7 protein-coding genes are annotated in these 13,966 nt (G+C 59.9%); all 7 read right to left on the reverse strand.

Annotated elements, in window-relative coordinates:
- Nucleotide 1: 1 nt before the first annotated feature.
- The 7 genes from QD461_RS19005 to QD461_RS19035 all read right to left on the reverse strand — a co-directional run bounded on the left by QD461_RS19005 (nt 2) and on the right by QD461_RS19035 (nt 13,958).
- On the reverse strand, nt 2–976 hold the full coding sequence (locus QD461_RS19005) for an AraC family transcriptional regulator (protein ID WP_414089153.1): 975 nt from the start codon (nt 974–976) through the stop codon (nt 2–4).
- 262 nt (nt 977–1,238) lie between these two features.
- Nucleotides 1,239–2,741, reverse strand: a complete 1,503-nt coding sequence (locus QD461_RS19010) for an oligosaccharide flippase family protein (RefSeq protein WP_414089154.1) — start codon at nt 2,739–2,741, stop codon at nt 1,239–1,241.
- A 79-nt stretch (nt 2,742–2,820) separates the two neighbouring features.
- Nucleotides 2,821–3,735, reverse strand: a complete 915-nt coding sequence (locus tag QD461_RS19015; RefSeq protein WP_414089155.1) for a CheR family methyltransferase — start codon at nt 3,733–3,735, stop codon at nt 2,821–2,823.
- A 268-nt stretch (nt 3,736–4,003) separates the two neighbouring features.
- The gene (locus QD461_RS19020; protein ID WP_414089156.1) at nt 4,004–4,375 is read right to left on the reverse strand and encodes a hypothetical protein; all 372 of its coding nucleotides are present in this window, start codon (nt 4,373–4,375) and stop codon (nt 4,004–4,006) included.
- A gap of 681 nt (nt 4,376–5,056) precedes the next feature.
- Nucleotides 5,057–5,401, reverse strand: coding sequence for a YciI family protein (locus tag QD461_RS19025; RefSeq protein WP_414089157.1), 345 nt, complete (start codon nt 5,399–5,401; stop codon nt 5,057–5,059).
- Nucleotides 5,402–5,587: 186 nt separating this feature from the next.
- Entirely contained in the window at nt 5,588–6,070 is a 483-nt protein-coding gene (locus QD461_RS19030) for an invasion associated locus B family protein (RefSeq protein WP_414089161.1), read from the reverse strand.
- Nucleotides 6,071–6,266: 196 nt separating this feature from the next.
- Nucleotides 6,267–13,958 (reverse strand): MBG domain-containing protein, encoded by a 7,692-nt coding sequence (locus QD461_RS19035; protein WP_414089162.1) that lies wholly within the window; start codon nt 13,956–13,958, stop codon nt 6,267–6,269.
- Nucleotides 13,959–13,966: the final 8 nt, after the last annotated feature.

The raw sequence follows: 13,966 nt of genomic DNA on the forward strand, positions 1-13,966 counted from the left end.
ATCACCGACCTATGTCGATGACCCAACGGGACCACAGCTCATGCTGGCCGGTGTTCTCCATATCGCGAATCCCACCGTCAGCGTGGAATCGCATTTCTCTCGGAGTGAGACCAAACTGCTTTCGAAAGCTGCGTGCGAAAAGTTCGGGGCTCGAGAAACCGTGCATCTCCGCAATTTCCGAGATTGACAGCGACTGCATGTGCCCAGTCTGCAAGGCCCGACGCGCAAGATCCAAACGGCGCTTGCGGACATAGGATTGAAAGCCGCCAAATGGCTCGAACAACCGATAGAGCGTGCGCCTGGAAACACCGAATGCTCCGAGAGCCCCCTCCAGGGAAAGGGAGGGGTCGAATATCCGCAGGTCGATATATTGCCGGATGCGGGCGAGAAGCGCGGTGTCGACCGCGCTGCTATTGTCTTCGGTAATGCTGCCGTTGATCGCCGCCGCTGCAAGACCCAGCAGGGGCGCAAGCGAGGCCTGGGCCTCCCCTACGGAAAATCGAGAGAGATTCTGTAGGTAGCAGGAGGCCGTGCTCCTCAACAGGTTGACGAGCGGGAGATTGGCATCCAGCACCAGCTCATGACTGTCATCCGGCTGCTTGAGAAGCGGTGCCAGCAACCTCCGCGGAACAACGATATCGATATGAGAATGCGGGTTGGTGGCCGTTGATATCGGCCGCGCCATGTCCAGGACATAGAGATCACCTTTGCGAGCCGAATAGCGCCCGTTCCAGTCCTGGCTTTCACCATCCGTGTAGAACTGCAGCAGATAACCGTCCATCCCGTCACGAGCGATCTTGTTGCGCGACCGATTGAAGCGATGTGGAGAGGCTTGCATCGACGCAAAACCAACGCCGTCAACGAGCCAAGCATCCAGTCCAACGAAAAAGTCGTCATTCGAGGCGCCAGTCGGCTGGGCATCGAACAAGACGCTGATCAGATCGCGCCATAGCTCGCGCGCGATTTTTGGGGGCAAAATTCTGGTATCGAAGCTTGAGTAAGGAACGACCATCGCAAATAAGAATCTCAGCTAAAATATTTCGTCACCGCTCCTATGGGTGAAGCGACAAACAGAAGAAAAATCAGATCTCTATTGTTTATATGAAAACGCATCGCAGGCAATATAGTTGACGAAAGTGTTGCCTTACCTTTCTCCGGACGACGATCACTAACCGCCGGCGAAGCTCGGCCGAATTATCCAGGCGTAAGACACAGCCTGATCGTTTCGATGACGCCCTCTATGTCAGCAGGATCCAGCGCCGACGTCTGTTCAATGCGAACAACAATGCCAAGATGGCGGTATAGGCGAGCGCTCCCGCGACAATTTGAAGGGCGCCAAGCGTTTTCCAGGCGAGGCTGCCGGAAAATTCCTGTCGGACGAGCACGACAGTCACGACCATGATAAGGCTCGACGGGAGGATGATGAGGACGAAACCCTTAGAAATCGCCAGCCAATCCACCCCCGCTATCCTCGCCTGTAATCCGATACAAGTCGCAAGCGCCAGAACCGCGGTATAGCATTGCGCGATTGCCAGTTCTCGCAGCCCAAGGCGCGCCACCACGATAACCACAGCAAGAGACACGGCAACATTCAAGAGGGTTACAGGAAGCCGGTAGCCGATCCGTCCAACGACCGACAGCGACGCCTCATTGATGTAGCCCGGCGAAAGCAACAGCTGCCGCAAGCAAAGAAAGGGAATGATGGAGGCCGCGGGCATCCAGGCCTCGCCAAGCATCAGCCGCACGACCGGCTCGGATATCTGTGCCAGCCCGAGATACATGGGCGCGGCAATGGCAAGAAGAGCAAGAACGAAACGAACTCCGGCAGAGCCGGCTGCCTCCGCGCCCTGAAGATGCGCGCGCCGGAAAACAACCCAGCTTAACGACCGTACCGGCTCCGCCAACAGTTCGGACACGACGGCAACGACACGCTCCGCCGCTCGGTAGAAGCCGGCATCCGCAATTCCGAGAAAGCTTCCGACAACAAGGGTACCCGAATAGGAGCCGAGAAAAACCACCAGGCGATTGCCGACAATCTGACGCGAAAACGCCATGACTTCGCCGAATACAGGCCTCGTCAGATGCAGACGGGGCAGCCGCATCGCCACATGCGCCGATCCGACCAAAAGAACGAGTTGACCGACGACTTTGGCAGCCGCCAGCGCTGATGCCTGCCCATGCAGGCTGAGCAGCATTATCGCGGTCATCAGGCCCGATAATTCCCCGGCTATTCTGACGATCGCACGCTGACGCAAAAAGCCCGAAGCGACGAGCTTCCCATCAAAAGCTGCCGTCAGCGCTGCCGGCAGCATCCAGCAACCGAACAGGGCAAGAAGCGCAGCCTGTGTTCCATTGCCCGTTAGGGCGTAGAATATGGCAGCGACCAGCAAGCCGACAACCGTGAACAAACCGCCACTGAAAAGCGAGATGGTGGCGACTTGATCGAAGCAGTCATCACCGTCTCGTGCTTTCATTATGAACTCCGCCCATCCCCCTTCCGCCACCACCAGCAGCAATATGGCGATGGCCGAAGCGAAGGCGAAAAGCCCGAACTCTGCGGGGCTCAACATGCGTGCCGCGACGAAGAAGGTCGCGACCTGGGACAATTGCGACACAATTTTGGCGGTAACGATCCATAGTCCGCCAGATAGGATGGTCGGCAGAAACCGCCCTATCACAGCGCCCCGCGGCCGCGATTGATCTGATTTCTGCGGATTGCTGTCCTTGATCGATAAAGACATCGTCAATGTACCGAATTGTCGGATCGCCGACGCTGCCTCCTTGGCGGGCAGCGCCTGCGGCCAGGTTCAGGCTGAGGGCTCAACGCTCTCCATGTTGATAGATCACCGAGTATCGATAGGCCCAGTCAGCCTCGCTACGGTCGAGCGGCTCCCGGGCCCAGCGAACCCATGGCCATCCACCTCTTGCACTCTCCGAGGCCCATATTTCCTCCTGGTTCGTCAGCACGGGCCGGAACCATGAGGCTTTCAGCACCTTGGTCTTGAGGTCGAGGTCGACCCCGTCGACCACCAGATATCCACCCGGAGCAACCAGCCTCATCACATTGGCCAGGCATCGTTCGGCAAGTTCGTCTTCCATCGGCCCCATGAAATTATTGGCCAGCACAAGATCCTGCTGCCCGAGGCGGCTCGACAATCTCTCGTCAGTGGCGTCCGCCGTCAACCAGGTTACATCGTCTCTCAGCCAGTCCTTGACCCTAAGTGAGCCATCCGGAAGTGGTTCCAGGATCTCGACAAGCGACAGCACATCTGCGCTTGCGACCTCCGCCCTGCCGGCAGCGTATAAACCGCCTTCGGCAGCGGGAACGTCCGGATGATAGATGCCGCGTCTTGCCACCTCGACGACGGCCTCCGATATATCGGCACCCTTTGCTGTGACGTGTAGATCACGTCTCGCCGTCTTGATCGCGTAGAGGAAGGAATAGAGCTCGGCGCCTGTGCTGCAGCCGATCGATGCGATCTTCATCTCGCCGTTTGCGGGAAAGTGCGAAGCCAGCGCCCCGATCACCGAAAGCAGCGGCGGATTGCGCATGAAATGCGTGTAATGGGACTGAAATCGCACGGTATTTCTGATGAATGTCCGGTAGATGTAGCGCCCCACGCGGAACATGATCGGCGTCCGCCGCACGGAACCCGGAATAGTCTCCCAGATCACACGACAAAGGCGAAGGGGTGTCTGATAGACGAAGTTGAAATCAGTCATGGTGGTCGACATCGAAAACTCCTTCAAATGCGCATCCGGTCGTTGAGTTGACAGGACAGGCGACAGGAACCCAATTTTAGGGCGGGACGGTCCCATGAACCAAACGGCTGAACTGCGCTATCATCAACGGGCTCCATTCGAGCTTGCCAACCGGTACCCTCGTGGTCGGCCCGTCACTCGACGAGCATGTTTATCTGTCTAAGCGCGAACTCGACACCTGGCACAACGGGCGATGGGTCCCACCGAGCGGAAAAAATGCGAGCCGGTATGGACCGGCGCTCTATGGTGGATAATGAAAGCTCCAAGGAGCGTGAGCGCTCAGTCCTGGCCAATTCCAGGCATAGTGTGCCAGCACGACCCCACCTATTTGGGGAAAGGCGGCTGGACAGATCACGTCTGAGATGAAGTAGGCGGCGCTACAGGGTTTGCGAAGGCACATCAGCTGGCGCAGCTTTGCGCCTTGAGCGCCACGGACGGACATGGCGCATTCATGCAGGGCGGTTGACGGCCCGGCGGAGAGGCTTGACTGATACAGCCCGTGAACATGCCTTCCTGAATGGACATGCAGCGCATTCAAGGCAAGCGCCATCGAGGCCAGCAGGCAGGCGATCATGACGAAGTTCTGAGAGAATGTGATGCCGAGCGTCCTCATATGAGGTTTCTAGGCGCGGCCATCTCCCACTTCAATTCGGCAAAGCGTAGCCGCGGGTCAACCGAAGGGAGTATTGCTCGGATGGATTTGCGTATGGCTCCGATGAATGCCGCGTTAAGGGCACAGCAACGTCGCAGTTGCGAAGTGAGAACTATATGGGATCGTGACGGATGGAGAACCGCCCCCGTGAGACAATAGGCTTCGATGGAGGAGCCGATCGGCCGGTGTGGTTGACGGGGTTGGGGTGGTCCAGGCGCAAACAGTCGTTTCAAAGCCGGCCTTTCGCTGCGGCGAGCCTGACTGATGTCGCGGGGTGAGGTTGCGGCCGCGGAGTCGAACCGCCTGACCGGCCAATTTTCACCGACGAGCGCACCGGCGCTCTTAGCCGCATCGCCCCTCGACATTTGTGAGATCTAAAATCTACTACCGTGCGCCAGTTTTCCAGTTGCCAAATAGGACTAAATTCTGTGCGCCTTCCGCACTAGTTGTTCCTCCTTCCGCATTCGGTTTCGGCTGGAAGGATCGGCGTCGCATGAATCTGATTGATGGGAAGAGGCCATGGGCACTTGCGCATTGAGCACCTTATGGCCGCTTGGAGGTATCAAATATCGGTGCGGGTGAGCCCAGTGGTTATCGCTGCGCTCACCTCTTGTAGTATCAAGAAATCAATAATCGAACTGCTTACGATCTGGCGCGGTCGACGATTGGCCGGATCTCGGTAGTCCCCGGCAATTCCCGGGCATATGCAATCGCCTCATCCAGGTCGCGTACCTCAATAATATATATGCCGCCCAGGTGCTCCGTCGTTTCGGCAAAGGGGCCGTCGGTGATGATGGGCCCTCCCTTGGCCATGCGCACAGTCGTCGCAGCAATCGTGGGCTGAAGCTCTTCAGCGATCAGCAAGGCACTGTTGGACTTCAAACCATCAGTCAGGCGATAGTGAGCGGCATATTCCGCTTCCCGGTCGCTATCGCTCGCTTCCGCCCATTCCCTTTCATTTCCATAGATCAACAAGGCAAATTTCATGTCTGTCTCCTGCGACGCGTTCATTTCCTAGCGCGGCTGAGACGAATGACGAGATGGAAAATCGACAGCACCCGAAAAGAATTTAACGCAGGGAAGGGAAATTCCCTGCGCCTGCAGATGTCCGCTCCATGATGGCGCAAGTGTTCGAACGCCTGTCTATCTGATGTCGGCCGCACTTGCGGCCTCTCACTTGGTCAGCTCGCCGACACGGGCAAGTGCTGCGGAAAAGCCCTTTAAGGAAACCTTGAGCGCGATCGGCTGGGGTGGCGCCAAGGCGGTTGCGCTTACGTTGAGACTGGTTCCGGACTTGAGCTTCGCTGCCTGGCCGGAATCAAAAGCGACGGATGCAAGGCACCCCTGCGGGATGCAGGTCGAGAAGGCCGCCGGGCTCGTTGCTTGCGCATCGTCTATTCGGACGGAAACCCCCTGGGCAAGCGCAAGGCCAAAAGGCATCAGCAGCGCAGCCTGCAGCTTGCCATCGGCAGCATTGGCGAATTCAACCGTCAGGAGGTTCTGGCCGGTCTCCTTGTTGCTTTGCACCTGCCGCATCACGCATTGCGTCGTATTGTTCTGTGCCTGGCAGGTGACGATCCAGTCTTGATAGGTTTCGACAAGCGAACCAGCGCCACCCGGCAAAGGTGCCGCCGAGGCGGATGCTGGTGCAAGCAGGAGGCCGGCAAGGGCGGCCGATCCAACAACGGCCCATGCCTGACGCTGAAGATTATCGATGATCGTCACGTTGCAAATTCCTTTTTCAATTCAAGATCGGATGGGGTACTGGGCACACCATCCTCTGTTTCCGGCACTTGGCCGCAACGGCCGTTAGTTTCGACGGGAGCCAACGGGACACGCCTTCGCCCCATGGCTAGGGCCTGGCCGGCTGGACCATGCAACCGGCCCCATCTTCAAGGCAGACGACCGTGCCGCCGAAGCGCGGATCGGTGAAAAAGTCGTGCGAGCCATCGTCCGAGACAGAGAAGGCGCCCCCGTCTCCGCCGAGAACCGGCGGCAGCGGTTCGGTGTCCGGCACGAAGGATCGCGGCACCGTCGTACTTGCAAGATCCATGCTCGGGATAGATGGCGTCGTCGTGACTTTCAACAAGCCAGCGATGAAACTCAGGTCGTAGTTTGCCGAGGCGGCAAGTGTTCCCTGGCTGATGACATAGCTGCCGGGGTTTGAGCTCCGATCGGCGGCCGAGGTGAGCGAGCCCGTCAAAAGGTCGCCGTTGGCCAAGCCTGCGCCGCCGACACTATAGCTGAAGGGCGGATTGGGATCGCCATAGGTACGGCTGGCATTGTTGGCGGTAACAATGATGGTCCGCTTGCCGACCGTAAGGTTGGTGCCGGAGAACGTGAGCGCGTAATTGCCGGACGCGGCAAGGGTGCCCTGCGTGATGGCATAGGTGCCCACCCCTGTCGTGCCAGTCACGCCAAACAGTGCACCCGTCAGACTATCGCCGTTGACGAGCCCGCCGCCACCAACCGAATAGGCAAGCGGCGACGTGTCACCATAGCTGCGATTCTGGTTGCTGGCGGTCACCGTGATCGCACGTTTATTGATCGTGAGATCTGCGCCCGTATAGCTGATCGCATAGTTGGTATTGTCGAGCGTCCCCAGCGTGATGCCATAGGTGCCGATCCCGGATGTCGTGGTCGCGTTGGTCGAAAGCGCCCCGGACAGCCCATCGCCATTGGCAAGTCCACTCCCCCCAACGATGTAGGTGAGTGTCGGGTTGGCATCGCCATAGGCACGGCTTGCAGCATTGGCCGTAACCGTAATCGCCCGTGGCGTCACACTCGCATCAGCGCCGCTATAGCTGATGTCGTAATTGCCGTTAATGCCATTGGTCAACGTTCCCTGGGTAATCGCATGGATACCGACACCGGTCGTGCTGGTAATCCCGGAGAGGGCACCGGCAAGGGTGTCACCATTGACGAGGCCTGCTCCGCCCACGGTATAGGCGAGCGTTGGCGTGTTACCGTAGATAAAGCTTTGGCCGGAATTTGCCGAGACTGAAATCGCCCGTCGGCCGATCGTCAGATTGCCACCAGTGAAGGACAGATCATAATTGCCCGAAGCTGCGAGCGAACCGATGGTGATTCCGTAGGAACCGACATTCGAGGTCGTTGCCGCAGACGTTGCCAATGCGCCAGACAGCGTATCGCCATTGACGAGCCCCAAGCCACCCACCGCATAAGTCAGGGCCGGATTGATGTCGCCATAGCTACGGGTGAGATCATCGGCCGCGACGGTAATCGCGCGCTTATCGACCGTCAGGTTGGCGCCGATGTAGCTGATCGAATAATTGGAATTGTCAAGCATGCCCTGGGTGATCGCGTAGCCGCCAATGTTGGAATATTGTCCGGCGGCTGTTGAAAGTGACCCGGACAGCGTATCGCCGTTGACGAGGCCGCTTGCCGTATAGGTCAGCGTTGGGTTGAGGTCTCCATAGGTCTTTGACAGAGCATCCGCCGTCACGGTCAGCGCACGCGGGTTGATCGTCAGGTTCGCGCCGGTGAAGGTGAGTGCGTAGTTGCTAGAAGCCGTAAGCGAGCCCTGCGAGATTGCATAGATGCCGACGCTGGATCCCACTGCCGCCCCCGTCACGAGGTTGCCTGAGAGCGTGTCGCCATTGGCGAGGCCGAGCCCACCGATGGTGTAGGTGAGGGTCGGATTGGCGTTATAGTAGATGCGGGTTTGCGCATCCGCCGTGACGGTCAGCCCGCGTTGGTTAACGCTGAGGGCGCCATTGACGAAGGTTAAGCCATAGCTGCTCGACGAGAGCGAGCCCTGCGTGGCAACGATATCGTAGATTCCAACGTTGGCTGACGCTGCCGCGCCGACCGAGGCAATGCTGGCCGATCCCGAGACGACATCTGAAAGTGTGTCGCCAAGATAGGCTCCGGCGACGCCTGCATCAAGACCGGTGATCGCGGCATTCGGCAACGTCGCGACGTCGCCATACGTTTTGGTTGTATCGACGGCCGCGACTGTCAAGGTCGGGTGATAGGCAAAGACGTAGCGATTGCCTGTCGCTGACACCGTGCCACCAGCCGCCGTATTCCAAACGGCCGTGTTACCGCTGTCGAGCCCGCCGAACGTGTCGCCAGTTGGGTTGGCGGAATAGATCAGCCAGCGGCCTGACGTAGCTGAGACCGCGCCCGATCCGGCGTTGTTGATGAAGGCGCCGCCAGCCGTAAGCACTGGGGAACTACCGGAGATCGCGGCACCTGATGCAATCGTCAGGTCGCCCGCCGTCGCGATCTTGACCTGATCGCCGGTCACGCCCGTCACGACGCAGTTGCAGGCATCAGTGACGTTCGCCGCGACCGTCAAAGCGCTGGCGTCGTAGATATCCATGGCTCCACCGGATGCGACGAATTGGCTGAACTGGTTGCCGCTGTTCGTGAGCGTGAACGTGTTGCCTGCCCCCTGCAGCATCAACGTATTAGCGGAGATGGCGGCGGTTTGCGTGACGTTTCCAGGGCTCGATAGATTGACTGTACCGCTGACCGAAAGTGCCGCATCGACGGCGAAGCCGTTCACCGCAAAGATCGAGCGATTGGCGAATGTGAGACCGGATGCCGTCGTGCCGGCAGCCGCGTTGGCATAGGCTGCGTCCAATGCCGACAGCGTTCCAAGGGCGGTCATGTCACGCCGCCAGCCGCCCGAAACGTCGACATTGTTGACGGTGCCTAGTACTGTTCTGAACGTTGCCCCATCAGCCGCACCCGTTGCCGCATTGGCAGCCGTATAGGCCAACACATTGGTACCGTTGGTCGTATCGATCGTGCCATTGGCGACGATCACATAGTAGTAGCCGTTCGCTCCCGTCGTGACTGTCTGGACGGTGCCGTTTCCGACGCGCACATTGACGAGGGCCGCACCATTCGCCCCGGAGGCAAGCGCGGTCGTGCCGCTGTTCTGATAGGCGATGCCGGAGATGGCCTGGACGCCATTTGCATAGAACGGGGTAAGATAAGCGTAGAGGCCGGGGGAGACGGTGAATGCCGAGCCGAGGCCGCTGGCCGAGGAACCGTCCTGCAATTGCGCAGTTGTGAGGCCGGTTACATTGCCCGACAGCCCGGCGGAATCGTTTGCGATTGCCGTGGTCGTCCCACTTGTTTGCGTGTCCCAGTAGCTATTGGCGATCGAGCCGCCATATGCATATCCGACAAGCCCGCCGGCATTGCCGCCGCTAACCGCGCCCGTCGAATAGGCGTTGCCGATCGTACCAAATAAGAATCCGATGAGTCCGCCGACGTTATTGCCACCAATCACGGCGCCCGTCGCATAGACGTTGTTGATCGAGACACCATGAGAAGACGAGTCGGTAACGCCAACGAGGCCGCCGGTGCTGTTGCCGGAGCCTATAACGGCACCCGTCGCGTAAGAATTGCTGACGGCACCGCTGACATATCCGGCAAGGCCGCCCACTTTCGCATCGCCGATGACCGCGGCGGCGGAGTAGGCGCTGTTAATCGTACCACCAATCAGATAGCCGACGAGACCGCCGGTGTTGCTGCCGCCATTCACCGAGCCGGTGACATAGGCGTTATTGATTATGTTGCCGGACTGGTATCCAACAAGGCCGCCGACATAACGGCCATAGGGATTCGTGTTGGCGACCGAGACGTTGACCAACCCGACGTCCTGGATGAGGCCGCTGCTATAACCGAAGAGCCCAGCGCCGTCGCCGCTCTTGGAGATCGTCAGATTGCTGATCGTATGGCCAAGGCCCTCAAAGGCGCCGGTGAAATAGTTGAGATAGTTTGGGCCAATCAGCGCATCGCTGTAAGTGGTGCCCGCCGCGTCGAGACTTCTGGCGAGTGCATATTGCCCCCCGAGACCGACCGACGTGATATTGGCCACATCCGCCATCGAGTAGAGAAGCGAATAGGCGGCGCCATTGACACCGAGCGAGCCGCCCTGGTTCGACGTCGCAAGTGTACCATCTGCATTCAGATAGGTGAGGCTCCCGACGAAGCCGGAACCGGTCAGTCCAAATGAGAGATTGCTCGCCGACGAGCCGTCATAGGCAAGCGCGACAGAACCCGCGCCCTTCACAGTGATCGGAGCGTTGATCGTCAGCGCACCGCCAGAGAGTAGACGGAGGTTGCTGCCTCCCGTCAGTGTCAGCGAGCTGGCGACCGTCAACGGCGATCCGCTCGCGGTCGTTACGGTCAGTCCGCCTACCGTCACTGCCTGATCGATCGTGAAGCTCGCGCCGAGCGCGTTGATCAGAATGTTGGACGTACCGTTGATGGCAGCGGTGGCGCTTGCATCATTGCCGCTCGCAGCAATGGCGGCGGCTTTCGTGACACCAGCGGTTGAGTAAAGCGTCGACACCGTCGAGCCCGACATCGTGTTGCCGAGAAGATTGAACCCGGTTTGAACATGCTGGTTAGACGCAGTGGCGAATGCTGCCGAGTTGGTCACGCCGGTTCCGGGATTGGCACTCGTATAGGTGACGAGCGAAGCACCGGGCGCGAAGGATCCCGCAGCGCCGAAGAGGTAATAGTAGCCGTTGGCGCCTGTCGAGGCCGACCCGAAGCGACTGCCGTTGGCAAGACCGGTCACTGTGACCGCGCCGTTGAGGCCTGAGGCTGCTGGTGTCACCTGGTTATCGACATAGGCGGTGCCAGAAATCGCCTGAATTCCGTTCGGGAAGAAGCTGGTGAGATAGGGATAAAGACCATTCGTGCCGCCGGCGAAGGCGGAGCCGAGATTGACGCCCGTCGTCTGAAGACCCGATGTAGCAAGCCCGCTCACATTCCCTTGCTGGCCCGCCCCATCATTGCCGATGCCGTTGCTGGCGATGCCGCTCGTCGACATGTCCCAATAGGCGTTGGTAACGGAGACCGTGCCACCACTCCGCGGCATGGTCTGGCCAATTAGCCCGCCCGCGGTGGATTGCGTCGGCGCCGTAACGCGGCCGGTCGTATAGGCATTGCTGACGCTGGAAGTCCCACCATCTGTCATCATCATTCCGACGAGACCGCCGGCCTGACCGTATCGCGTGCTGGAAACCGCGCCAGTTGCATAGGCATTGATGATAGAGGCTGTCGCGGACGTCGACGCATAGTTCTGTCCGGTGAGGCCTCCCGCCATGCTGCCGCCGAAGGCCGCGCCGGTCGCGAACACGTTGGAAATAGGCGCGGAGGCACCGTTCGATGCAAAGTTTATCCCGACGAGCCCACCGGTCGCAGCCGCTCCCGCTGTCGAGCCGACGGTTCCGGTCGCGTAGGAATTGGAAATCGAAGCAGTGACACCGATGTAGGCAAAATTCTCGCCCACCAAGCCGCCAAGAGTGGAATTCGCATCACCGGTGATGGCTCCCGTCGCATAAGAGCCTGTGATCGCTGCGGTATCTCTATCGCCATAATTGTAGCCGACGAGGCCGCCGCCGAATCCGCCGGAGCCTGTAGTCACTGCACCCGTCGCGTAGGAGCCGCTGATCGTGGCCGAGCTCGCATAGGCGTGGTTCTGTCCGACCAGGCCGCCGGCCATGCCGTATTGTCCGACCGTCACGGCACCTGTTGCATAGGAATTGGCGATCAACACCGGCGCGCCGTGGCTCAATGTCGCGCCGACAAGCCCGCCGACCGAGGCGCTCGTTCCACCGCTCACGTTCGTGGAGGCAAATGCGTTGATGACCAAGGCCTGCGTGCCGTTGCTGGCCGTTGTTAGAAGACCGACCAACGCACCATCCATCGCTCCGGGATTCGGAAAGCTGGGCATTGTACCGACGCCGCTGACAAGGCCGCCGACAAGGCCGACGTCCCGGATCGTGCCGCCCGTAACCGTGCCGAACAGGCCGACGGGCGCATTATTTGTCGTGCTGTTGATGGTCAGGTTGGAGATCGTATGTCCGAGCCCCTCGAAACTGCCTGTGAACGTGGAAATCGGCGCGTCGGTAAAGGGCGTTGCCGCAAGATCAAGATTGCCGGCAAGTGCGAAACGGCCAGAGTTCGCCGTGTTGATGGTCAGCAGATCCGAGGCCGAATAAACGAGCGTTTGCTGCGCGCCATTGAGGAGAAGCGCTTGCGAGCCTGGCGTGCCCGTGAAGTCGATGCGGCCGGCAAAGCCCGTCGCGGTCAGTCCGAAGTCAAGCGTGCCGCCCGAGCCGCCGCCGACATTGGTGTTCAGCATCAGAGCGCCGGTGCCGCCGACCGTGACGGTCGCGTCGACGTTGATTGAGTGAGCAGCGTCGAGCCGAAGGAGATTGGCGTTCCAGCTCAGCGGTGCTGCAATGGTGATGTCGCCGGCCTGCGATCCGGCACTGCCGAAGCCGCCCGTCGTCACGGTGACATTGGCGGTTGCGAGCGCATTGGTCAGCGTGTTGACATTGATGACGCTGTCATTGCCTGTCGCCGTGAAGCCGGAGGAATTGCTGTCCGTCGCCGTCGAAATCGTCACATTATAGGGATCAAGCAGCAGATTGCCGACGGAACCATGCGCCGCCGTCAGATCGGTGAGACCGGTGTAGGACAGTTTTGCCTTGCCCGAGACTTCCGCCTCGCCGCCATTGCCGGAGATCGCGCCGCCCTTGGCCGTGATCGTCCCGGCAAAACGCGTCAGATCGTCGGACCACAGAACGACATTGCCGCCATTGCCCGTCGTGACCGCATCGGCATTGATGACCGTATTGGCATCGACCGTCAGCGTCTCGGCATGCTGCAGCGGCCCCTTGCCCTGGCGATTGCCGCCGATATTGACGGTGCCGCCGCCGGTCTTGCCAGAGGCATTGATCTTCGCATTCGCCAGCGTGATCTTGCGGCCCGTCACCTCAACCTTGCCGCCTGAGCCGCGCCGGCTGCTGGCATCGACCTTGCCTGAGATCGCCACCTCGCCATCGCCGCCCGACAGCACGATATCGCCGCTTCTGCCCGAGACACCCTTCGCCTCGATCGTCCCCGACATGTTGACCGCCTGCCGCGCCATGTCCCTCGCCGCCGCCGCCGACAGCTGCACCGTCCCGCCTCTGGCCGAGATCCTGCCGCTATTGTCGACCAGCGCCCCACTGCCTTTAGCCTTGGTCGGCACCGCCACCTGCAGGAAGCCGTCKCCGGACAGATCGAGCGTTGCCTGCTCGCCGGATCCCAAGGCCACCTTGCCCATCGGCACGGTGATGACACCAGAATTGGCGACCGTGCCGCCGATCAGCGCCATATAGCCGCCGCGGTTAATCGTGATCGTACCGGCATTCGTCACCGAGCCAGATGCGCCATTGCCGGTAAARCTCCGCTTGCCGGTCATGAAGTCGTCATCGGAGATGCCGAGCGTCGAGGCGACGAAGGCGCCKGYYTTCACCGTGCCTGAATTGGTAATGGCAATGCCGTTCGGRTTGATCAGATAGACCTGGCCATTGGCATTGATCTGRCCKGMWATGGTCGAMSTYGTCTGGCCGGTCACCCGGTTGAGGATGGCTGAATTGGCATCGGGCTGGACGAAGGTGACGCGGTTGCCCTTGCCGACATCGAAACTCTGCCARTTGACGACRGCGCTGCCGCTCGTCTGGTTGATGGTGAGAGACCCGGCCGATGGCGACCCGATCGTCGCAC

The organism is Rhizobium sp. BR 314 (genome assembly GCF_047445805.1).
In the GTDB taxonomy this organism is placed as follows: domain Bacteria; phylum Pseudomonadota; class Alphaproteobacteria; order Rhizobiales; family Rhizobiaceae; genus Rhizobium; species Rhizobium lusitanum_B.

What these genes read in the sequence shown, in the direction of transcription:
- QD461_RS19010 (WP_414089154.1), bottom strand. Translation starts at nt 2,741, where the DNA reads ATGTCTTTATCGATCAAGGACAGCAATCCGCAGAAATCAGATCAATCG.
- QD461_RS19015 (WP_414089155.1), bottom strand. Translation starts at nt 3,735, where the DNA reads ATGTCGACCACCATGACTGATTTCAACTTCGTCTATCAGACACCCCTT.
- QD461_RS19020 (WP_414089156.1), bottom strand. Translation starts at nt 4,375, where the DNA reads ATGAGGACGCTCGGCATCACATTCTCTCAGAACTTCGTCATGATCGCC.
- QD461_RS19025 (WP_414089157.1), bottom strand. Translation starts at nt 5,401, where the DNA reads ATGAAATTTGCCTTGTTGATCTATGGAAATGAAAGGGAATGGGCGGAA.